Genomic DNA, 20,731 nt, shown 5'->3' on the forward strand with positions numbered 1-20,731 from the left:
GACATGACGACGATTCTTCTGAAAGAAAACGAGCCGTTCGAAGTGGCGATTCGCCGCTTTCGTCGCGCTATCGAAAAAAATGGCCTGATCGCTGAACTGCGCGAGCGCCAGTCTTACGAAAAGCCGACCGCAGTCCGCAAGCGCAAGAAGGCAGCAGCCGTCAAGCGCCTGCACAAGCGCCTGCGCAGCCAGATGCTGCCGAAGAAGCTCCACTAAGAGCGTCTTACGGCTTGCCGCTACGGTTCGCCGCGAAACGGCGGAGTGTGCCTCGAAAGAGGCCGCTCCGCCGTTTTGCTTTTGGGGGCGGGGAAAGGCCTGATGCCGTGGCGGCGGGGACGGTTGCGGGGGCGGTCGGTCGTGCCGGCGTCGTCACGCGCGGCGCGGTGAGCGGGCGGGGCGGAGCCGTCGCAGGCTCCGGGCAACGGTTGGCGCCGGTCAGCCCGCCTTGCGCCGGCGGGCCGGCTGCTTGCCGCCGAGCGCCGCACATTGCGCGTGGCACGGACAGCCGACCTCGTGATCGTTGACCATGCCGGTCGCCTGCATCAGCGCATAGCAGATCGTCGAGCCGACGAACTTGCAGCCGTACGCCTTCAGCGCCTTGCTGAGCGCGTCGGACTGCTCGGTGGACGCGGGGGCGTCGCGGTACGACTGCCATGCGTTCTGGACCGGCGTGTTGCCGACGAACGACCACAGGAATGCGGCGAGCGACCCGTGCTCGTCGCGGATGCGCTGCACGGCGCGCGCGTTGGTCACCGCCGATTCGACCTTCGCGCGGTTGCGCACGATGCCGGGGTTCTCCAGCAGTTTCTCGATGCGCTTCGGCGTGAAGCGCGCGACGGCGTCGACGTCGAAATCGGCGAACGCTTCGCGATAGCCGGCGCGCTTGTTCAGGATCGTCGACCACGACAGCCCGGCCTGCGCGCCTTCCAGGATCAGCATTTCGAACAGGTGGCGATCGTCGTGCGACGGCACGCCCCACTCGGTATCGTGATAGTGAGCGTCCGCTTCCGTCTTCACCCAGTTGCACCGCTGCGACATCGTCTGCCTCGTTTTCAGTGTCGATTCGATCGCGCCAGCATAGCGGAAGCCCTTTTCCCGGGATAGCCGGCCGAACGGCGGATGGGCGCGCGGCGCCGATCCGGTTAAGCTTGGCGCCTGTTCGAATCAGCGGGATGAAGGCATGGCGTCATTACTTTTTGCGATCGGCATCGACGGCGGCGGCACGGGCACGCGCGCGGTGCTGGCCGACCGGCACGGGCGCGAGCTCGCGCAGGGACGCGGCGGCCCATCGGGGCTCGGTCTCGGCATCGAGCGTGCGTGGGCATCGATCGGCGCGGCCTGCGCGGACGCGTTCACGCAGGCCGGTTTCGCGTTCGAGTGGTCGCAGTGCGCGCTCGGCTGCGGGCTCGCGGGCGTCAACAACGCGGCGTGGCTCGCTGCATTCCGCGCGCAGGCGCCGCTCGGCGCGCTCGCGATCGAGAGCGACGCGTATACGACGGTCGTCGGCGCGCACGGCGGCGCGCCGGGGCTCATCGTCGCGCTCGGCACCGGCAGCATCGCGGCGGCGCTCGATGCGGGCGGCGCGTGCCGGATCGCGGGCGGTTTCGGTTTTCCGTCCGGCGACGAGGCGAGCGGCGCGTGGCTCGGCGTGCGTGCGCTTGCCTACGCGCAACAGGCGCTCGACGGCCGCGTGCCGCGCGATGCGTTCGCCGACGCGCTGCTCGCGGAAACGGGCACGCAGGATCGCGACGCGCTGGTCCAGTGGTCGTGCGATGCGAACCAGACGATCTACGCGCGGCTCGCGCCGATCGTGTTCGCGCATCGCTCGCATCCGGTCGCGGGCGCGCTGATCGCGCAGGCCGGCGACGAGATCGGCAAGATGATCGATGCGCTCGATCCGCAGCAGGCGCTGCCGGTCGCACTGTGCGGCGGGCTTGCCGACGCGCTGGCGCCGGCCGTGCCGGCGCGTCGCGCCGCGCGGCTGCGCGCGCCGCTCGACGATTCGGCGCACGGCGCGTTGCGGCTCGCGCTGCAGGCGCTGCGGGCGGCGGAAGGGGCTTGAACGTGGCCGAACGTGTCTGAAGCGGGTTGAAGGCGCGCCGCGGCAGCGCCGAAGGCGGCGCTTGACCGGGAACCGTCCGGCGCGCAGCCGGGCACGACGTTAGAATGGCCGTTCCGCAGAGCCCTGAGCGCCATTCTTCCGTCCCATGTACAAAGTCATCGCCACCGATCTCGACGGTACCCTGCTGAACAGCGACCACCAGCTCGACCCGTACACGATCGATACCGTCCGCCGGCTCGAGCGCGACGGCCTGCAGTTCGTGATCGCCACGGGGCGCCATTACGCGGACGTCGCGGGCATTCGCGACGTGCTCGGCATCCGGCCGTACCTGATCACGTCGAACGGTGCGCGCGTGCACGCACCGGACGACACGACGATCCACGCGCAGGACATCGATCCCGCGATCGTCCGCGGCCTCGTGCAGCCGGACGTCGTCGGCGCGCACGGCCGCGTGATCGTCAACCTGTTTACCGACCAGGGCTGGCTGATCGACCGCGATGCGCCGCACCTGCTCGAATTCCACCAGGATTCGGGTTTCCGGTACGACGTGATCGACATGCCCGCGCACGACGGCGCGGATATCGCGAAGGTGCTGTATATCGGCGAGCCGGCCGATCTGGCGGTCGTCGCCGAGCAGATGCGCGTGCGGTTCGGCGATGCGCTGTACGTCACATACTCGCTGCCCGACTGTCTCGAAGTGATGACCGCGAACGTGTCGAAGGGCCGCGCGCTGCGCACGGTGCTCGCGCGGCTCGGCGTCGACACCGGCCACTGCATCGCGTTCGGCGACAACATGAACGACATCGACCTGCTCGAAACCGCCGGTCACGCGTTCATGATGAACAATGCGAACCCCGACCTGGTCGCGCGGCTGCCGCACATCCCGCGGATCGGCAACAACTTCGATGCGGGCGTCGCCCGCCATCTGCGCACGCTGTTCTCGCTCGAGGGCAACGTCGCCGCTTCCTGAGCGACCAGCCCGGATGCGCTTTCCGGGCGGCAATGAAAAACGGGCGCCAATGGCGCCCGTCGAAATTGCCTGCCTCGTCTTCTTCGACAGCGTGAGGCTCGCTGCTCTGCTCGCTTGACCCCGTAGTGTTTTATTCGCTTGTGCGAGCCGATGCCGGCAGTTGGTCGACGGCGTTGTCACGCCCCGCGACCAGCGGATAGATGATCCCGGCGATCGCCGCGCCGATGATCGGTGCGACCCAGAACAGCCAGAGCTGGCCGATCGCGTCGCCGCCGACGAACAGCGCCGGGCCGGTCGAGCGCGCCGGGTTCACCGACGTGTTGGTGACCGGGATCGAGATCAGGTGAATCAGCGTCAGGCACAGGCCGATCGCGATCGGCGCGAAGCCGGCCGGCGCGCGCTTGTCGGTTGCGCCGAGGATCACGAACAGGAAGAAGCCCGTCATCACGACTTCGCAGATGAACGCCGCGGCCAGCGAGTAGTGGCCGGGCGAGCGCTCGCCGAAGCCGTTCGTCGCAAAGCCGCTGCCGACGACGTCGAAGCCCGGCTTGCCGGTCGCGATCAGGTACAGCACGAACGCGCCGAGCGTTGCGCCGACAACCTGCGCGACGATGTACGGCGCGAGATCGCGTGCCGGGAAACGGCCGGCGACCGTCAGGCCGACGCTCACCGCCGGATTCAGGTGGCAACCCGAAATGTGGCCGATCGCGAATGCCATCGTCAGCACGGTCAGGCCAAAGGCGAGTGCGACACCGGCAAAGCCGATGCCGAGGCCCGGAAAGGCGGCGGCCAGGACAGCGCTTCCGCACCCGCCGAGCACCAGCCAGAACGTGCCGAATACCTCTGCAGCCAGACGCTGGGAAAGCTTCATGTAAGGACCTTGTACAAGTGCGTTGAATACGGCCGGACGACGCAACGGATTTATTCCGCCGCCAGCAATTGGTCTGGATTATAGGAAATGAATCGGGTCCGGGAGGGTCAACGATTGTTAAATTTGAATGGCTGACGAATGCCTTTTATTAGAATAAGTCCGCATTCTCGATATAGCCGAATCGGTTAAAGATGACTGTATTTATTTCGAAGGGTAGGGCGGCAGTGCGGATGGCGTAACGGATGTTTGTGTCCCGGCCGGATTTGCCGGGGCCGCATCATCGAAAAGGGAGTCGAAAAATGTCTCAATACGCGAAACTCAAGGCGCAGATCGCCGATCTGCAGGCCCAGGCGGACGACGTGCGCCGCCAGGAAGTGGCGGCGGTGATTGCCGACGTCCAGCGAATGATTGCCGAGTACGGCCTGACTGCCCAGGATCTGGGCTTCGCGGAGCGAGCGCGGCGCGGCCGCCCGCCGAAGAAGGCGCCGCTGCCCCCGAAATACCGCGATCCGAAGTCCGGCGCGACCTGGAGCGGGCGCGGCAAACCGCCGAATTGGATCGTCGGGAAAAACCGCGATCGTTTCCAGATCGAATGACTGAAAGCCAAATAGAAAGAGCCGCATCGTCGATGCGGCTCTTTTGTTTTGCGGTTTCGCGCCGATTTCGGCGCGGATTTTACCGAATATTTCAGCGCGGATTTCCGCGTCAGGCGCCCGCGACCCGGCGCAATGCCGGTTGCCTGGTCGTCGCGCAAAGCGATTCGTAGGTGTCGACGTAACGCTGGGCCATCGCCTTCGAGCTGAAACGCGTATCGAAACGTTCGCGGATCGCGGTGCGCGACAGGCTGTCGATCCGATGCAGCGCGCCGACCGCGCCCTGCACGTCCTCGACGATGAAGCCGGTCACGCCGTCCTCGATCACTTCCGGCACCGAGCCGCGGTTGAACGCGACGACCGGCGTGCCGCACGCCATCGCCTCGATCATCACGAGGCCGAACGGCTCCGGCCAGTCGATCGGGAACAGCAGCGCCTTCGCGCCGGACAGGAACGCGGGCTTCTGCGCTTCGTTGATCTCGCCGATGAATTCGACGTGCGCCTGGCCGAGCAGCGGCTCGATCACTTCCTTGAAGTAGTCGGCGTCGGCCTTGTCGACCTTCGCGGCGATCTTCAGCGGCAGCCCGCTTTGCGCGGCGATCCGGATCGCCGTGTCGACGCGCTTCTCGGGACAGATCCGGCCGAGGAACGCGAGGTATTCGGGCTTCACGCCCGGCTGCGGCGTGAGCAGCGTGTCGGGCAGCCCGTGGTACACGGTGCCGGCCCATGCTGCCTGCGGCAGCGGCTTGCGCTGGTTGTTCGAGATCGACACGACCGGCGCGTCCGGGAACGCGTCGAACACGGGCTGCAGTTCCGGCAGGTCGAGGCGGCCGTGCAGCGTCGTCACGTACGGCGTGTCGAGGCGCGACATCAGCGGGAACGGCAGGTAGTCGAGGTGGAAGTGCAGCACGTCGAATTCATGCGCGACGCGGGCGACCTGCTCGAGGAGCCGCATGTGGGGCGCCATCGAATCGCGGATCGACGGGTCGAGCCGCAGTGCGCGCGGCCAGGCCGCCTCGAGACGGGCCGACGTGACGGAGTCGCCGCTGGCGAACAGCGTCACGTCGTGCCCGAGTTCGACGAGCGCCTCGGTGAGGTAGGACACGACACGCTCGGTGCCGCCGTACAGTTTCGGCGGGACGGCTTCGTAAAGCGGCGCGATCTGGGCAATTCGCATGGGTGATCTCCTGTGTCGATCCGCGGGGCCGTTTTGGCGCCGATATGGATCACGTACAAGGTTGCGGAACTCGCCGACGCATGCTGTTGGCGGTACGTGGCCGGGCCCTGGGCGGGGTGCGCGGGGCGCCGGACGGCGAGTTGCGGGGCGGGCCGGCACGGCTCGCGCCGCCGCCCATTGGAGTCCATTATCGATATCGCCCTGAAGGGTTCGAGTGTTTTTTCAAACACTTAAGGCTTGTTACACGATGAAATACGCGAAAACCCCGACAAAAAGGGTGTGGAGACAAAAAACGAGACAGACGCAACTATTGTTGCGCCATCGTGAAAAACCACTATAATTTTTACCGACCCGAATGCCGGCAGCCTTGCCGGCCGCCTTTTTCGCCGTATCGAGGCCGCTACCGGGCCCATCTCAGCCGAATCCGCGCTGTCCCCCGCTTTCCCGATTGTCCCTTTCAATTCGCCTTGTCGGAAAAATTCCTACACGGTTTACAGACAAATCCTGCGCGGCATACGCCACTTCGCTGATACCGGCATAAATGCCGTTTGGCCAAAATTCGCCCTGTAAGACTATAAACGAGCCGACTGAGCGCCAAGCGCGCCCTGATCGAGCAAACGTTGTCATAACACGAATGGCCAAAGCAAAGCTTTTTAACGGGGGAATCATGAGCGCTACCAGCGAAATGCTCAGTGAGATCAAAGAGGTCAACCTGTCGTACCTCCTCCTCGCGCAACGCCTGTTGCGGGAAGACAAGGCGATGGGCATGTTCCGCATGGGAATTTCCCAGGACCTGGCCGACGTGCTCGCGAACCTCACGCTCGCCCAGACCGTGAAGCTCGCCGCGTCGAACCAGATGCTGTGCCGCTTCCGCTTCGACGATCACGCGCTGCTGTCGTCGCTCGCCGACAAGGGCCGTAGCGATGTCGTCGCGCACGCCCACTCGGCCATCCTGATGGCCGGGCAGCAGGTCGAAGGCGTCCGCTGATCCATCCCGCCTTGCGTTTTGTCCCGGCGTGCCGCGCCGGTCGGCAGCGTATTGGCCATCCATTCGGCATTCGAACCACGTCAAGCGGACGGTTATCACCATGGCAAGCAAAAGCGTCGTGATCGAGGTGAAGGAAATCACCCTCGCTATCGAACTGATCGAACTGGGCGCCCGGCTGCAGTTGCTGGAGGCGGAGACGAGCCTGTCGCGGGACCGTCTGATCAAGCTGTACAAGGAACTGAAGGGCGTGTCGCCGCCGAAGGGGATGCTGCCGTTCTCGACCGACTGGTTCATGACGTGGCAGCCGAACATTCACTCGTCGCTGTTCTACAACATCTACCGGTTCATGCAGGACCACGGCCGCTGCGAGCCGATCCAGTCGATCGTGAAGGCGTACCGGCTCTATCAGGAGCACGTGAGCCTGTCCGGCGACGAGGCCGCGCTGAGCCTCACGCGCGCGTGGACGCTCGTGCGCTTCTTCGATTCGGGGATGCTGCAGATGACCCCGTGCACGCGCTGCGGCGGCCACTTCGTCGCGCATGCGCATGATCCGCATCAAGGTTTCGTCTGCGGCCTGTGCCAGCCGCCGTCGCGTGCGGGCAAGACCCGCAAGGCCGCCGCCGCGCGCGCCGAACTGGCCGCCGCCGCGGCTTGAGCGCCGCCGGGCGGGGCGCGAGCGGCTGCCACGGGCCGCGCGAACCGTCTGCCGCTTGCTGGTAAACACCGTCGGGCCGCCGCCGGGCTGCCACGAAAGTTTTCCTGCCGACTGCCGTAAACCTGTTTAACGGCGATCTTCCCGCCGGTCTTTCATGAGGGACAGGCAGTGCTGATTATCGTGGGAACACTCGTGACGCTGTTGTCCGTCTTCGGCGGTTATGCGCTGGCAGGCGGGCATCTGGGCGCATTGATCCAGCCCGTCGAGATCCTGATGATCGTGGGTGCCGGCGTCGGCGCATTCATCCTCGGCAACGGCGGCAAGACCATCAAGGCCACGCTGCGCGTGCTGCCGACGCTCTTCAAGGGCTCGAAATACACGAAGGACGTCTATATGGAGCTGATGGCGCTCCTGTACGTGCTGCTCGCGAAGGCGCGCAAGGAAGGCACGCTGACGCTCGAGGCCGACATCGACGATCCGGAAAAGAGCCCGATCTTCACGCAATACCCGAAGATCCTCGCCGATCACCACATCGTCGAATTCCTGACCGACTACCTGCGCCTGATGGTGGGCGGCAACATGAACGCGTTCGAGATCGAGAGCCTGATGGACGAGGAGATCGAGACGCACCACGCGGAAGGCGAAGGCCCCGCGCACGCGCTGATGCGCGTCGGCGACGCGATGCCGGCGTTCGGCATCGTCGCGGCCGTGATGGGCGTCGTGCACACGATGGCGTCCGCCGACAAGCCGCCCGCGGTGCTCGGCGCGATGATCGCGCAGGCGCTGGTCGGCACGTTCCTCGGGATCCTGCTGTCGTACGGGCTGATCGGGCCGCTCGCGAGCCTCGCGGAGCAGCGCGTCGCCGAGTCGACCAAGATGTTCCAGTGCATCAAGGTGACGATCCTCGCGACGCTGAACGGCTATGCGCCGGCGATTGCGGTCGAGTTCGGCCGCAAGGTGCTGTTCTCGACCGAGCGGCCGTCGTTTTCCGAGCTCGAAGAGCACGTGCGCCGCGTGAAGGCAAAGTGACGCGGAGCGACCGATGAGCAAGAGCAAGGATCGCGCGATCGTCGTCAAGCGGGTGGCCCCGGCGAAGAAGGGCCATCACGGCGGCGCATGGAAGCTCGCGTATGCGGACTTCATGACCGCGATGATGGCGTTCTTCCTGCTGATGTGGCTGCTGAGCTCGGTCACGCCGGTGCAGTTGAAGGGGATCGCCGAATACTTCAACACGCCGCTGAAGGCCGCGCTGTTCGGCAGCGGCGACCGCAGCTCGCAGGACTCCAGCATCATCAACGGCGGCGGCCGCGACCTGTCGAGCGTCGACGCCGGCACGCTGCGCCGCACCGACGGCACGACGTCGCTCGCCGAGCGCGTCGCGAAGCCGGTCGACGAGCAGGCGCAAGCACAGGCGCAGGGCGCGGTCGAGCGGCGCGAGCAGGCGCGCCTGCACGACCTGCAGATCAAGCTGATGGCCGCGATCGAGGCCAACCCGACGCTGCGCCAGTTCAAGCAGCAGATCCGCATCGACTCGACGCTGATGGGGCTGCGCATCGAGATCGTCGATACGCAGAAGCGGCCGATGTTCGCGATGTCGAGCGACCACGTCGAGCCGTACATGCGCGACATCCTGCGCGAGATCGGCAAGACGCTGAACGACGTGCCGAACCGGATCATCGTCCAGGGCCACACCGACGCCGTGGCGTACGCGGGCGGCGAGGGCGGCTACAGCAACTGGGAATTGTCGGCCGACCGCGCGAACGCGTCGCGCCGCGAGCTGATCGCCGGCGGCATGGACGAGGCGAAAGTGCTGCGCGTGCTCGGCCTCGCGTCGACGCAGAACCTGAACAAGGCCGACCCGCTCGATCCGGAAAACCGCCGGATCAGCGTGATCGTGCTGAACCGCAAATCCGAAGAAGCGCTGATGCGCGACGACGCGACGACCACGACGCTGTCGGCCGACGCGGCGGGCTCGAAACTGCTCGCGCAGCAGCTCGCCGGCCCGTCGCCGGCCGCGCGTCCGGTCGTTGCGAGCGCCGCCGTGGCGCCGAAACCCTGACGTTTCCACGATTCCGAGACAGACATGATCCGAACCATTCTCGCCATCGACGACTCCGCGACCATGCGTGCGCTGCTGCAGGCAACGCTTGCGCAGGCCGGCTACGACGTGACGGTGGCGCCGGACGGCGAAGCCGGCTTCGACATGGCCGCGACCGCGCCGTACGACCTGGTGCTGACCGACCAGAACATGCCGCGCAAGAGCGGGCTCGAGGTGATCGCCGCGCTGCGCAAGCTGACTGCGTATGCGGACACGCCGATCCTCGTGCTGACGACCGAAGGCAGCGATGCCTTCAAGGATGCCGCGCGCGACGCGGGCGCGACCGGCTGGATCGAGAAGCCGATCGACCCGGTCGTGCTGGTCGACCTGGTCGCGACGCTGTCCGAGCCGGCTGCCTCCTGACATGAACGCGACGAATCCAACCGGTGACCGGGCATGACTCTCGACATCACGCAGTTCTACCAGACCTTTTTCGACGAAGCGGACGAGCTGCTCGCGCAGATGGAGCAGCTTCTGCTGAACCTCGACGTCGACTCGCCCGACCCCGAAGACCTGGCCGCGATCTTCCGCGCCGCGCATTCGATCAAGGGCGGCGCGGCGACGTTCGGCTTTTCCGCGCTGACCGATACGACGCACATCCTCGAATCGCTGCTCGACCGCGCGCGCAACCATGAGCTGACGCTGACCAAGGACATGGTCGACGCGTTCCTCGAGACCAAGGACGTGCTGTCCGACCAGCTCGTCGACTACCGCGCGAGCGCCGAACCGGACGCGGCAGCCGCCGCGACGATCTGCGCGAAGCTCGAACGGCTGAAGGCCGAGAGCGGCGCGGGCGCGCCGGCGCCTGCCGCGCCGGTCGCCGCTGCCGCCGCACCGGTTGCCCCGGCCGCGGAGCCCGCCGCCGGCGGCGATCGCGCGCCCGATCATGTGGTCGAGCAGGCCGTCGCGGCCGCGCATCCGGCGGCCGACGCCGGCGTCGGCGAAGGCGGCCCGCACCTGAAGATCACGCTCGTGGGCGTCGACGCGAAGGACCGGGAGCTGCTCAGCGAAGAACTCGGCAACCTCGGCCGGATCGTCGGCCGCGAGGAAGCGGGCGCCGACCTGACGCTGTGGCTCGAATCGGACGTGCCGTCCGACGACATCGTCGCCGTGTGCTGCTTCGTGATCGACGAAAGCCAGATCCGCGTCGCGCACGGCACGGCGCCGGCCGCACCCGCCGCAGCGCAGGGCGCCGCCGCACCGGCTGCCGAACCGGCCGCCGCCGCGCAACCCGCCGCGCGCGTCGAGGTATTCGCGCCGCCGGCCGCCGCGCCGCAACCGGCCGCACCGGCTCCCGCGACCGTCGAACCGGCCGCCGCAGCAGCAACGCAGCCGCAGCAGCCGCCCCAACAGCCGCAAGCCGAACACGCAGCGCAGGCCGCCGCGCATCACGATGACAAGCGCGCGCGCCCGGCCGCCGCGGCCGCATCGGGCGCCGAAGGCAGCTCGATCCGCGTCGGCGTCGAGAAGGTCGACCAGCTGATCAACCTCGTCGGCGAGCTCGTGATCACGCAGGCGATGCTCGCGGAAACCGCGAGCGCGTTCGATCCGGCGCTGCACGATCGCCTGTTCAACGGGATGGCGCAGCTCGAGCGCAACGCGCGCGACCTGCAGGAAGCCGTGATGTCGATCCGCATGATGCCGATGGACTACGTGTTCAGCCGCTTCCCGCGGCTCGTGCGCGATCTCGCCGGCAAGCTCGGCAAGCAGGTCGAGCTCGTCACGTTCGGCCAGGCGACCGAACTCGACAAGAGCCTGATCGAGCGGATCATCGACCCGCTCACGCACCTCGTGCGCAACAGCCTCGACCACGGGATCGAAACCGTCGACAAGCGCGTCGCCGCCGGCAAGGACGCGGTCGGCCAGCTCGTGCTGTCGGCCGCGCATCACGGCGGCAACATCGTGATCGAGGTCAGCGACGACGGCGCGGGCCTGAACCGCGAGCGGATCCTCGCGAAGGCCGCGAAGCAGGGCATGCCGGTGTCCGACAACATCAGCGACGACGAAGTCTGGCAGCTGATCTTCGCGCCGGGCTTCTCGACCGCCGAGACGGTGACCGACGTATCGGGCCGCGGCGTCGGGATGGACGTCGTGAAGCGCAACATCCAGTCGATGGGCGGCCACGTCGAGATCACGTCGCAGGCCGGCCGCGGCACGACCACGCGGATCGTGCTGCCGCTGACGCTCGCGATCCTCGACGGGATGTCGGTGAAGGTCGGCAGCGAGATCTTCATCCTGCCGCTGAACTTCGTGATGGAGTCGCTGCAGCCGTCGCACGACGACATCTACACGGTCGGCAACGGCGAGCGCGTGGTGCGCGTGCGCGGCGAATACCTGCCACTGGTCGCGCTGCACGAAGTGTTCTCGGTCGAGGACGCGCGCACCGACCCGACCCAGGGGATCGTCACGATCATGGAAACCGAGGGACGCCGCTTCGCGATGCTGATCGACGAACTGGTCGGCCAGCAGCAGGTGGTCGTGAAGAACCTCGAAACCAACTACCGCAAGGTGCACGGCATCTCGGCGGCGACCATCCTCGGCGACGGCAGCGTCGCGCTGATCGTCGACGTCGCGGCACTGAACCGCGAAACCCGTGCGATGCACGGCGCCCGTGCCGGCGCCGAGCTCGCAATGTTCTGACTCTCGCCATCAACCGATTGGGGGCAAACGTGTCTGCTGAAGTCCAAATGATCAATACGGCCGCGGCGAACGCGGCGACGAGCCGCCGCGATGCGGCGCAAGGCGACGCGACGGGCCAGGAATTCCTCGTGTTCACGCTCGGCGACGAGGAATACGGGATCGACATCCTGAAGGTGCAGGAGATCCGCGGTTACGACAGCGTCACGCGCATCGCGAACGCGCCCGAGTTCATCAAGGGCGTGATCAACCTGCGCGGGATCATCGTGCCGATCGTCGACATGCGGATCAAGTTCCATCTCGGCCGCGTCGAGTACGACCACCAGACCGTCGTGATCATCCTGAACGTCGCGCACCGCGTGGTCGGGATGGTGGTCGACGGCGTGTCGGACGTGCTGACGCTGCAGACGGACCAGATCATGCCGGCGCCGGAATTCGGCGCGACGCTGACGACCGAGTACCTGACGGGCCTCGGCACGGTCGACGGCCGGATGCTGATCCTGATGGACATCGAGAAACTGATGTCGAGCCGTGAAATGGCGCTGATCGAAACACTCGGCGGGTAAGCGCGCCGCGCGCGCAGGAATTTCGGGAGAATCTGCAATGTTGCATAACTGGTCGATCCGCACGACGCTGACCGCGGTCGGACTCATCCTCGTGTGCCTGGCCGCCGCGGTCGGCGGGCTCGGCCTCTACGCGCTCGATCACGCGAGCCGCTCGCTCGACGAGATCGCGCACGTCGACCTGCCGGCGATCCATACGCTCGACGACACGTCGTCGTACCTGCTGCGTGCGCGCGTGTCGCTCGACCGCTTCCGTTCGCTGACCGAAGCCGGCAACACGGCCGACGCGGCCAAGGTGCTCGACCGCGCGCAGGAGCTGTACGCGAAGTCGAACCAGAACTGGCAGGCGTTCCAGTCGACGCCGAAGCTCGGGGTCGAGCAGGCGCTCGTCGACGAACTCACCGCACGCTATACGACGATCGTGAAGGAAGGCGTCGAGCCCGAATTCGCGGCCGCGCGCGCGGGCGACATGGCCGCGTACCACGCGATTGCCGACACGAAGATCAGCCCGATGTTCGTCGCGTACGACCAGGCCGCGTCGGCCGTGGTCGCGTCGCTGCAGAAGCGCGCGGAAGAGCGCCAGGCCACGACGCAGTCGCAGATCTCGCTGATGGTCGTGCTGATCGCGGCCGGCATCGCGATCGCGTTCGTCGTCGTGATCGCGATCCGCTTCGCGATGCGCGGGCTGATCGTGAAGCCGCTCGAGGACGCGATCGCGCACTTCGAACGGATCGCCGGCGGCGACCTCACGCAGCCGGTGAACGTGTTCAGCACGAACGAGATCGGCCGCCTGTTCGGCGGCATCAAGCGGATGCAGGACGCCGTCACGACGATGGTGCAGGCCGTCCATCGCGGCACCGAGTCGATCGACGTCGGCGCGCGCGAGATCGCGACCGGCAACATCGACCTGTCGCAGCGCACCGAGGAGCAGGCCGCGTCGCTGCAGGAAACCGCGTCGAGCATGGAGCAGCTGACGGGCACCGTGCGGCAGAACGCGGAGAACGCGCGGCAGGCGAGCCAGCTCGCGGTGAACGCGTCGGACATCGCGACGCAGGGCGGCGAGGTCGTCGGCCAGGTCGTGTCGACGATGCAGGACATCGCGGCGAGCTCGGGCAAGGTCGTCGACATCATCGGCACGATCGAAGGCATCGCGTTCCAGACCAACATCCTCGCGCTGAACGCGGCGGTCGAAGCCGCGCGTGCGGGCGAGCAGGGCCGCGGCTTCGCGGTGGTCGCGGGCGAGGTGCGCTCGCTCGCGCAGCGCAGCGCGAGCGCCGCGAAGGAAATCAAGCAGCTGATCGGCGATTCGGCCGAGAAGGTCGACAGCGGGTCGGCGCTCGTCGCGCGCGCGGGCTCGACGATGGACGAGATCGTGCAGGCCGTGCGCCGGGTGACCGACATCATGGGCGAGATCAGCGCCGCGTCGGAAGAGCAGTCGACCGGCATCGAGCAGGTCAACCGCGCAGTTGGCCAGATGGATTCGGTCACGCAGCAGAACGCGGCGCTCGTCGAGCAGGCGGCGGCCGCGGCCGCGTCGCTCGAGGAGCAGACGCGCCAGATGAAGACGATCGTGTCGAGCTGGCGCGTGGCGGGCGGCATCGTGCTCGCGCCGGCGCGCGGCGTCGCGCGGCCGGTCGCGCATGAACCGGCGGCCGTGCCGGCACTGCTGTCGGAACCGCGTCACGACGCTGCGCCGGTCGCCGCGCTGCCGGCGCCGCAGGCCGCCGCACAACCGGCACGGCGCGCCGCGCCGGCGTCGCATGCGACCACGTCGGGTGCAGCGGGCGCGAGCCAGCCGAAGCGCGCAGCGGACTCCGGTGCGCGCACGCCGAAGGAAGCACCCGCGTCCCGCGGCGCCGCTGGCGGCGGCTACGGGCCGCGTCTCGCGAAGTCGGCCGCCGCCCCGGCGGACAAGCCGGCCGCGAAGCCCGCGCTCGTGCGCCCCGCGCTGAACGGCGAGAAGCCGGCGCTGGCCGCGGCCGGCACGTCCGACGACGATTGGGAGACCTTCTAAGCCATGCCGAACGCGCGCGCGCCGTTTCGACCCGATGCACCGGATGCCTCGCCTCGCGCGGGCGAGCCGGGGCGCGATTTCGCGTTCACGGGCGCGGATTTCGCACGCATTCGCGCGCTGATCCACCAACGTGCGGGGATCTCGCTGTCCGAGCACAAGCGCGACATGGCGTACAGCCGTCTCGCGCGGCGGCTGCGCGCGCGCGGCCTCGACACGTTCCGCGACTACCTCGACCTGCTCGAGCAGGAAGACGATCCGCTCGAGTGGGAAGCGTTCACCAACGCGCTGACGACCAACCTGACCGCGTTCTTCCGCGAGGCGCACCACTTCCCGATCCTGTCGGAGTTCGTGAAGGGGCGGCCGGCGCCCGTGTCGGTGTGGTGCTCGGCGGCGTCGACCGGCGAGGAGCCGTACTCGATCGCGATCACGCTGATCGAGGCGCTCGGCGAATCGGCGGCGCGCGGCGCATCGATCCTTGCGACCGATCTCGACACGCAGGTGCTCGCGAAGGCGGAAGCCGGCATCTATACGTACGACCAGGTCAAGCACCTGTCGCCCGAACGCCTGAAACGCTTCTTCCTGAAGGGCACCGGCGCGCAGGCCGGCCGCGTGAAGGTGCGCCCCGAGCTGCGCGCGATGATCCGCTTCGAGCAGTTGAACCTGACGGATGCGGACTACGGGATCGCGAAGCCGTTCGATGCGATCTTCTGCCGCAACGTGATGATCTATTTCGACAAGCCGACGCAGGGGCAGGTGCTGTCGCGCTTCGATCCGCTGGTCAAGCCGGGCGGGCTGCTGTTCGCCGGCCATTCGGAAAACTTCACGTATGTCACGCAGGCGTTCCGGCTGCGCGGGCAGACCGTGTACGAACTGACACGCGACGCCGCGCAGGGTGCGCGGCCGCGTGGCGCGCAGGCGCCCGCGGCGGCCGCGATGCCGTCGCCGGTCCGTGCGCGGGCCGCGGACGCCGCGCCGGCCTATGGAGATCGCGGATGAGCGCACTGCCGATCGCGACCAATCGCTATTTCGACAGCCACTTCGGCCGTCCCGGCGTGAAGCTGTTGCCGAACGAGTTCTACACGACGTCCGAGGACATGGTGCTGATGACCGTGCTCGGCTCGTGCGTCGCCGCGTGCCTGCACGACCCGTACGCGGGCATCGGCGGGATGAACCACTTCATGCTGCCGGACGACGGCGCCGATGCGGGCGCGGCCGCGTCGGAATCGATGCGCTACGGCGCGTACGCAATGGAAGTGCTGATCAACGAGCTGATCAAGGCCGGCGGGCGCCGCGAACGCTTCGAGGCGAAGGTGTTCGGCGGCGCGGCCGTGCTGGCCGGGATGACGACCATCAACATCGGCGATCGCAACGCGGATTTCGTGCGCCGCTACCTCGCGCTCGAACGCATCCGCATCACGGCGGAAGACTTGCAGGATGTCCATCCGCGCAAGGTTGCGTTCATGCCGCACACGGGGCGCGCGATGGTGAAGAAGCTGCGGCTGCAGGTGCCGGGCGTCACCGAGCGCGAAGCCGCGCTTGCACGCGAGGCCGATCGCGCAAGCGCCGCACGGCCGCGCGCGCACGTCGAGCTGTTCGCGGCGAAGCGGCCGGCCGCGCCGCAGCCGGCGCGCCCGCGCATCGAGCTGTTCGGCGCGCGCGGCACCGGCAGCGCGGGCAGTGCAGGCGGCGTGCGGGCAGCGAACCCGTCCGCCGGGAGCCCGTGCGCCGGGAGCCCGTACGCGACGAACCTATCGAAAAAGCAGGAGGCATGACCGCAGTGCAGAAGATCAAAGTATTGTGCGTCGACGATTCGGCGCTGATCCGCAGCCTGATGACGGAGATCATCAACAGCCAGCCCGACATGACGGTGTGCGCGACCGCGCCCGATCCGCTCGTCGCGCGCGAGCTCATCAAGCAGCACAACCCCGACGTGCTCACGCTCGACGTCGAAATGCCGCGCATGGACGGGCTCGATTTCCTCGAGAAGCTGATGCGCCTGCGGCCGATGCCGGTCGTGATGGTGTCGTCGCTGACCGAGCGCGGCTCGGAGATCACGCTGCGCGCGCTCGAACTCGGCGCGGTGGATTTCGTCACGAAGCCGCGCGTCGGGATTCGCGACGGGATGCTCGACTACGCGGAAAAGCTCGCCGACAAGATCCGCGCGGCGTCGCGCGCGCGCGTGCGCCAGGCGCCGCAGCCGCAGGCCGCCGCACGCTCGGCGGACAGCCCCGCGGCTGCGCCGATGATCAACAACCCGCTCGTCAGTACCGAGAAGCTGATCATCATCGGCGCGTCGACGGGCGGTACCGAGGCGATCCGCGAGGTGCTGACGCCGCTGCCGCCGGATGCACCGGCCGTGCTGATCGCACAGCACATGCCGCCCGGTTTCACGAAATCGTTCGCGCAGCGGCTGAACGGCCTGTGCCGGATCGCGGTGAAGGAAGCGGAGCACGGCGAGCGCGTGCTGCCGGGCCATGCGTACATCGCGCCGGGCCATGCGCACCTGTTGCTCGCGAGAAGCGGCGCGAACTATATTGCACAACTGTCGGACGAGCCGCCCGTGAACCGTCATCGCCCGTCGGTCGACGTGCTGTTCCGCTCGGCGGCGACGCACGCGGGCAAGAACGCGATCGGCGTGATCCTCACCGGGATGGGCCGCGACGGCGCGGCCGGCCTGCTGGAAATGAAACGCGCGGGCGCGCACACTTTCGCGCAGGATGAGGCGAGCTGCATCGTGTTCGGGATGCCGCGCGAGGCGATCGCGCTCGGCGGTGCCGACGAGATCGCACCGCTCGCCGACATGAGCCGCCGCGTGATGGCGCGACTGGCGACGATGGGCGACCGCGTGCAGCGCGTTTGAATGGAATGTCACGGGGCGCGTGCCACGATACGCGTCCCGACGGAAACGAATCTGGAAAGGAACGACGATGGACAAGAGCATGAAAATCCTGGTGGTGGACGATTTCCCGACGATGCGCCGGATCGTCCGCAACCTGCTCAAGGAACTGGGCTACACGAACGTCGACGAGGCCGAGGACGGCGCGGCCGGTCTCGCGCGGCTGCGCGGCGGCGGCTTCGAATTCGTCATTTCGGACTGGAACATGCCGAACCTCGACGGCCTCGCGATGCTGAAGGAAATCCGCGCGGACGCGACGCTCACGCACCTGCCGGTGCTGATGGTCACGGCCGAGTCGAAGAAGGAGAACATCATCGCGGCCGCGCAGGCGGGCGCGAGCGGCTACGTCGTGAAACCGTTTACGGCCGCGACGCTCGACGAGAAGCTGAACAAGATCATCGACAAGATGGCGAAGACCGGGAGCTGACGTGAACGAGCCGATCCATGCGGCGCTCGCCGGCGCGGGGTTCAGCGCCGACAGCCACCCCGAAGGCGCCGATTTCGCGAGCGACCGCATTCTCGCGCGCATCGGCCAGGTCACGCGCGCGCTGCGCGATTCGATGCGCGAGCTCGGGCTCGACAAGCATGTCGAGCGCGCGGCGGAAGCCGTGCCCGATGCGCGCGACCGGCTGCGCTACGTCGCGACGATGACCGAGCAGGCCGCCGTGCGCGTGCTGAATGCGATCGAGGTCGCGAAGCCCGTGCAGGAGCGTGTCCAGAACGAGGCCGAGGCGCTCGACGCGCGCTGGGCGCAGTGGTACGCGGCGCCGATCGAGCACGCGGAAGTGCGCGAGCTGATGGACGATACGCGCGCATTCCTGCGCGCGCTGCCCGAGTCGACGTCGGCGACCAGCGCGCAACTGCTCGAGATCATGCTCGCGCAGGATTTCCAGGACCTGACCGGGCAGGTGATCAAGAAGATCATGGACATGGTCTACCTGATCGAGCAGCAGCTCCTCACCGTGCTCGTCGAGAACATCGCGCCCGAACGGCGCGAGCAGTTCGCGGCCACCGCGGCCGCGCTCGCGGCCGAGCAGATGAGCGCGACCGGCAGCCCCGAGTCGCTGCTGAACGGCCCGCAGATCGCGCCGGAAGGCAAATCCGACGTGGTCCAGGACCAGGGGCAGGTCGACGACCTGCTCGCGAGCCTGGGCTTCTGATCCTGCCGCAGCGCATCGGCGCCCCGTTTCGCGGGGCGCCGATGCGCTGCGGCGCGCCGTTCCCACCACGTTTCCCCCGCTGGCCCCGCACGCGCGACCCTATACGGGCTGTGTCGAATTGACACGTCGACACACTCAGCAGGCATACTACGCGTCAGCAGCAACAGAGCGTCATTCATACGAATTTCATACGTTGACTGGCGGCGCGGGCACGATGGCTGCGTCTCCGGCAACGAAGCCAGTCCCTTGGGAGGGAACGTGAAGCTGGAACGCTTGGGCTGGGCCGTCGCGCACGCGGCGGCTGCAATGGGTGTGCTGTGGACCGTCCACGCACACGCGGAACTGGGCGGCGCGCCGATGTCGCCGCCGGCGGACGATCAGGCTGCAACCGTGCGCGCGATGCAGCGCGCGATGCGTTCGGCCGACGGCGTGCAGACGAGCACGGCCGCCTATACCGTCCGCGAGATCACGCTCGGATCGGGCACCGTCATCCACGAATACACGTCGGCCGCCGGCAGCGTGTTCGGCCTCGCATGGAGCGGGCCGACGATGCCGGATCTCGCGTCGCTGCTCGGCAGCTATTTCCCGCAATACACCGCCGGTGTCCAGGCGGCGCACGCGGCGCGCGGCTGGCGCGCGCCCGTGTCCGTCGCGACGAGCGGCCTCGTGATCCGGACGGGCGGCCACATGGGCGCCTTCTCGGGCCAGGCGTGGCTGCCGGCGGCACTGCCTGCCGGCCTCGCCGGCAACGACATCCAGTGACAGCGGGAGAGCGATCTTGAGAATTCCTCGTACATTCAAGCGCTGGCTCGGCGTGCTGGGCCTTGCGGCCGCGACGGCCGTGCTCGTGACGGCATGCGGCGACGGCGGCGGCGGCAGCAGCAGCTCCGGCAGCAACGGCAACGGTTCGAACGTGTCGGACGGCAATACCGCGAACACGGCCGTCATCACGGTCGGCACCGGCGTCGCGAACGTGATCAACATCCCGACCGTCAGCGTGAAGGTCTGCGCGCCGGGCACGTCGACCTGCCAGGTGGTCAGCAACGTGCTTGTCGATACCGCGTCCTACGGGCTGCGGCTCGTCGGCAGCGCGGTGTCGGGCGTGCTCGGCAGCCTGCCGCAGGTGACGAGCGGCGGCTCGCCGGTCGCCGAGTGCGGCAAGTTCGTGTCGAGCTACACGTGGGGTTCGGTGCGCACGGTCGACCTGTCGATCGGCACCGAACAGGCGAGCTCGCTGCCCGTGCAGATCATCGGCGACCTCGGCACGACGAGCGTGCCGACCTCGTGCACGAACGGCGGCGCGTCGGCCAACTCGGCGAGCGCGCTCGGTGCGAACGGCATCCTCGGCATCGGGCCGGCGCCGGTCGACTGCGGCACGACCTGCGCGACGTCGACGTCGTCGGCGAACAACAACTACTACGCATGCCCGAACGGCAATGCGAGCTGCGGGGTCGCGCTCGTGCCGGTCGCGCAACAGGTGGCCAATCCGGTTCATCGTTTCGCGACCGACAACAACGGCGTGATCGTGCAGATGCCGAACATCTCGAGCAGCGGGCAGGGCAGCGCGACAGGGTTGCTGATCTTCGGGATCGGCACGCAGGGCAACAACGGGCTCGGTGCATCGACCGTCATGACGTCGACCACGACGGGCGACGTCAGCGCGTCGTTCCTCGGCAGCACGGTGACGGCTTTCTTCGATACCGGTTCGAACGCGTATTTCTTCAACGATTCGGCGCAGACGGTCTGTTCGAGGAACACGCAGTTCTACTGCCCGTCCTCGACGACCACCTATACGGCGACGCTGACCGGCCAGAACAGCGCGAGCGGCACCGTGTCGATGCCCGTCGCGAACGCGGATTCGCTGTTCGCGAACGCGTCGACGTTCGCGTTCAACGACATCGCGGGCCCGTTCGGCGCGGCCGGATGGCTCGACATCGGCATGCCGCACTTCTACGGCAAGACCATCTATTTCGGGATGGACAAGCGCGCGAGCGGCGGCGCGGCGCCTTTCGTCGCGTTCTGACGCGGCACGGCCGCGGGCAGCAAA

22 protein-coding genes are annotated in these 20,731 nt (G+C 67.7%); 19 read left to right on the plus strand and 3 right to left on the minus strand.

Features of this window, described 5'->3' with window-relative positions:
• The first annotated feature begins 3 nt into the window (after window positions 1-3).
• Window positions 4-216 (plus strand): 30S ribosomal protein S21, encoded by a 213-nt coding sequence (gene rpsU, locus LXM88_RS06010; protein ID WP_006401410.1) that lies wholly within the window; start codon window positions 4-6, stop codon window positions 214-216.
• 219 nt (window positions 217-435) lie between these two features.
• On the opposite strand, the gene LXM88_RS06015 is transcribed toward rpsU, so the two are convergent.
• A complete protein-coding gene (locus LXM88_RS06015) occupies window positions 436-1,038 on the minus strand; it encodes a DNA-3-methyladenine glycosylase I (protein ID WP_262539590.1) in 603 nt (200 codons plus the stop codon).
• 142 nt (window positions 1,039-1,180) lie between these two features.
• Between LXM88_RS06015 and LXM88_RS06020 the strand changes: the two genes are divergently transcribed.
• Complete coding sequence (locus LXM88_RS06020) at window positions 1,181-2,062, plus strand: BadF/BadG/BcrA/BcrD ATPase family protein (RefSeq protein WP_262539592.1); 882 nt, start codon at window positions 1,181-1,183, stop codon at window positions 2,060-2,062.
• A 145-nt stretch (window positions 2,063-2,207) separates the two neighbouring features.
• Window positions 2,208-3,032 carry a Cof-type HAD-IIB family hydrolase gene (locus LXM88_RS06025; RefSeq protein ID WP_047899508.1) on the plus strand — a complete coding sequence of 275 codons (825 nt, stop codon included), beginning with the start codon at window positions 2,208-2,210 and terminating at the stop codon, window positions 3,030-3,032.
• Between the two features lie 130 nt (window positions 3,033-3,162).
• On the opposite strand, the gene aqpZ is transcribed toward LXM88_RS06025, so the two are convergent.
• The gene (gene aqpZ, locus LXM88_RS06030) at window positions 3,163-3,903 is read right to left on the minus strand and encodes an aquaporin Z (RefSeq protein WP_262539595.1); all 741 of its coding nucleotides are present in this window, start codon (window positions 3,901-3,903) and stop codon (window positions 3,163-3,165) included.
• A 299-nt stretch (window positions 3,904-4,202) separates the two neighbouring features.
• Here aqpZ and LXM88_RS06035 point away from each other — a divergent pair, with 299 nt between their 5' ends.
• Window positions 4,203-4,499, plus strand: a complete 297-nt coding sequence (locus LXM88_RS06035; protein WP_262539596.1) for an H-NS histone family protein — start codon at window positions 4,203-4,205, stop codon at window positions 4,497-4,499.
• A gap of 109 nt (window positions 4,500-4,608) precedes the next feature.
• Here LXM88_RS06035 and LXM88_RS06040 read toward each other — a convergent pair whose 3' ends face one another.
• Complete coding sequence (locus LXM88_RS06040; RefSeq protein ID WP_262539597.1) at window positions 4,609-5,673, minus strand: glycosyltransferase family 4 protein; 1,065 nt, start codon at window positions 5,671-5,673, stop codon at window positions 4,609-4,611.
• Window positions 5,674-6,340: 667 nt separating this feature from the next.
• On the opposite strand from LXM88_RS06040, the gene flhD reads away from it, so the two are divergent.
• From flhD to LXM88_RS06115, 15 genes are all read left to right on the plus strand, one after another.
• Entirely contained in the window at window positions 6,341-6,661 is a 321-nt protein-coding gene (gene flhD / locus LXM88_RS06045; protein WP_262539598.1) for a flagellar transcriptional regulator FlhD, read from the plus strand.
• 100 nt (window positions 6,662-6,761) lie between these two features.
• Window positions 6,762-7,316 carry a flagellar transcriptional regulator FlhC gene (gene flhC / locus LXM88_RS06050; protein ID WP_262539599.1) on the plus strand — a complete coding sequence of 185 codons (555 nt, stop codon included), beginning with the start codon at window positions 6,762-6,764 and terminating at the stop codon, window positions 7,314-7,316.
• 168 nt (window positions 7,317-7,484) lie between these two features.
• Complete coding sequence (gene motA / locus LXM88_RS06055; protein WP_011350592.1) at window positions 7,485-8,345, plus strand: flagellar motor stator protein MotA; 861 nt, start codon at window positions 7,485-7,487, stop codon at window positions 8,343-8,345.
• A 13-nt stretch (window positions 8,346-8,358) separates the two neighbouring features.
• Window positions 8,359-9,375 (plus strand): flagellar motor protein MotB, encoded by a 1,017-nt coding sequence (motB, locus tag LXM88_RS06060; RefSeq protein ID WP_262539603.1) that lies wholly within the window; start codon window positions 8,359-8,361, stop codon window positions 9,373-9,375.
• A 24-nt stretch (window positions 9,376-9,399) separates the two neighbouring features.
• Window positions 9,400-9,777 (plus strand): response regulator, encoded by a 378-nt coding sequence (locus tag LXM88_RS06065; protein ID WP_047899513.1) that lies wholly within the window; start codon window positions 9,400-9,402, stop codon window positions 9,775-9,777.
• Between the two features lie 33 nt (window positions 9,778-9,810).
• On the plus strand, window positions 9,811-12,054 hold the full coding sequence (cheA, locus tag LXM88_RS06070; RefSeq protein ID WP_262539606.1) for a chemotaxis protein CheA: 2,244 nt from the start codon (window positions 9,811-9,813) through the stop codon (window positions 12,052-12,054).
• 47 nt (window positions 12,055-12,101) lie between these two features.
• A complete protein-coding gene (cheW, locus tag LXM88_RS06075; protein WP_096472199.1) occupies window positions 12,102-12,617 on the plus strand; it encodes a chemotaxis protein CheW in 516 nt (171 codons plus the stop codon).
• A gap of 37 nt (window positions 12,618-12,654) precedes the next feature.
• A complete protein-coding gene (locus LXM88_RS06080; protein ID WP_262539609.1) occupies window positions 12,655-14,628 on the plus strand; it encodes a methyl-accepting chemotaxis protein in 1,974 nt (657 codons plus the stop codon).
• Between the two features lie 3 nt (window positions 14,629-14,631).
• Entirely contained in the window at window positions 14,632-15,624 is a 993-nt protein-coding gene (locus tag LXM88_RS06085; RefSeq protein ID WP_262539610.1) for a CheR family methyltransferase, read from the plus strand.
• Entirely contained in the window at window positions 15,621-16,400 is a 780-nt protein-coding gene (gene cheD, locus LXM88_RS06090) for a chemoreceptor glutamine deamidase CheD (protein WP_262539611.1), read from the plus strand. Before LXM88_RS06085 ends, cheD begins: the two co-directional genes overlap by 4 nt.
• Window positions 16,397-17,488: a protein-glutamate methylesterase/protein-glutamine glutaminase gene (locus tag LXM88_RS06095; RefSeq protein ID WP_262539612.1), complete on the plus strand. Its 1,092-nt coding sequence runs from the start codon at window positions 16,397-16,399 to the stop codon at window positions 17,486-17,488. Before cheD ends, LXM88_RS06095 begins: the two co-directional genes overlap by 4 nt.
• Window positions 17,489-17,555: 67 nt before the next feature.
• Window positions 17,556-17,951, plus strand: a complete 396-nt coding sequence (cheY, locus tag LXM88_RS06100) for a chemotaxis response regulator CheY (RefSeq protein ID WP_034183905.1) — start codon at window positions 17,556-17,558, stop codon at window positions 17,949-17,951.
• A gap of 1 nt (window position 17,952) precedes the next feature.
• Window positions 17,953-18,684 carry a protein phosphatase CheZ gene (cheZ, locus tag LXM88_RS06105; RefSeq protein ID WP_262539614.1) on the plus strand — a complete coding sequence of 244 codons (732 nt, stop codon included), beginning with the start codon at window positions 17,953-17,955 and terminating at the stop codon, window positions 18,682-18,684.
• A 258-nt stretch (window positions 18,685-18,942) separates the two neighbouring features.
• On the plus strand, window positions 18,943-19,446 hold the full coding sequence (locus LXM88_RS06110) for a DUF2844 domain-containing protein (RefSeq protein WP_262539615.1): 504 nt from the start codon (window positions 18,943-18,945) through the stop codon (window positions 19,444-19,446).
• Between the two features lie 16 nt (window positions 19,447-19,462).
• The gene (locus LXM88_RS06115; protein ID WP_262539616.1) at window positions 19,463-20,707 is read left to right on the plus strand and encodes a DUF3443 domain-containing protein; all 1,245 of its coding nucleotides are present in this window, start codon (window positions 19,463-19,465) and stop codon (window positions 20,705-20,707) included.
• Window positions 20,708-20,731: the final 24 nt, after the last annotated feature.

The organism is Burkholderia sp. S-53 (assembly GCF_025560745.1).
Classification (GTDB): Bacteria; Pseudomonadota; Gammaproteobacteria; order Burkholderiales; family Burkholderiaceae; genus Burkholderia; species Burkholderia pyrrocinia.

What these genes read in the sequence shown, in the direction of transcription:
- aqpZ (WP_262539595.1), bottom strand. Translation starts at nt 3,903, where the DNA reads ATGAAGCTTTCCCAGCGTCTGGCTGCAGAGGTATTCGGCACGTTCTGG.
- LXM88_RS06040 (WP_262539597.1), bottom strand. Translation starts at nt 5,673, where the DNA reads ATGCGAATTGCCCAGATCGCGCCGCTTTACGAAGCCGTCCCGCCGAAA.
- flhD (WP_262539598.1), top strand. Translation starts at nt 6,341, where the DNA reads ATGAGCGCTACCAGCGAAATGCTCAGTGAGATCAAAGAGGTCAACCTG.
- LXM88_RS06065 (WP_047899513.1), top strand. Translation starts at nt 9,400, where the DNA reads ATGATCCGAACCATTCTCGCCATCGACGACTCCGCGACCATGCGTGCG.
- LXM88_RS06085 (WP_262539610.1), top strand. Translation starts at nt 14,632, where the DNA reads ATGCCGAACGCGCGCGCGCCGTTTCGACCCGATGCACCGGATGCCTCG.
- LXM88_RS06015 (WP_262539590.1), bottom strand. Translation starts at nt 1,038, where the DNA reads ATGTCGCAGCGGTGCAACTGGGTGAAGACGGAAGCGGACGCTCACTAT.
- cheA (WP_262539606.1), top strand. Translation starts at nt 9,811, where the DNA reads ATGACTCTCGACATCACGCAGTTCTACCAGACCTTTTTCGACGAAGCG.
- LXM88_RS06020 (WP_262539592.1), top strand. Translation starts at nt 1,181, where the DNA reads ATGGCGTCATTACTTTTTGCGATCGGCATCGACGGCGGCGGCACGGGC.
- rpsU (WP_006401410.1), top strand. Translation starts at nt 4, where the DNA reads ATGACGACGATTCTTCTGAAAGAAAACGAGCCGTTCGAAGTGGCGATT.
- cheW (WP_096472199.1), top strand. Translation starts at nt 12,102, where the DNA reads ATGATCAATACGGCCGCGGCGAACGCGGCGACGAGCCGCCGCGATGCG.
- LXM88_RS06035 (WP_262539596.1), top strand. Translation starts at nt 4,203, where the DNA reads ATGTCTCAATACGCGAAACTCAAGGCGCAGATCGCCGATCTGCAGGCC.
- LXM88_RS06025 (WP_047899508.1), top strand. Translation starts at nt 2,208, where the DNA reads ATGTACAAAGTCATCGCCACCGATCTCGACGGTACCCTGCTGAACAGC.
- motB (WP_262539603.1), top strand. Translation starts at nt 8,359, where the DNA reads ATGAGCAAGAGCAAGGATCGCGCGATCGTCGTCAAGCGGGTGGCCCCG.
- LXM88_RS06095 (WP_262539612.1), top strand. Translation starts at nt 16,397, where the DNA reads ATGACCGCAGTGCAGAAGATCAAAGTATTGTGCGTCGACGATTCGGCG.
- cheY (WP_034183905.1), top strand. Translation starts at nt 17,556, where the DNA reads ATGGACAAGAGCATGAAAATCCTGGTGGTGGACGATTTCCCGACGATG.
- flhC (WP_262539599.1), top strand. Translation starts at nt 6,762, where the DNA reads ATGGCAAGCAAAAGCGTCGTGATCGAGGTGAAGGAAATCACCCTCGCT.
- LXM88_RS06080 (WP_262539609.1), top strand. Translation starts at nt 12,655, where the DNA reads ATGTTGCATAACTGGTCGATCCGCACGACGCTGACCGCGGTCGGACTC.
- cheD (WP_262539611.1), top strand. Translation starts at nt 15,621, where the DNA reads ATGAGCGCACTGCCGATCGCGACCAATCGCTATTTCGACAGCCACTTC.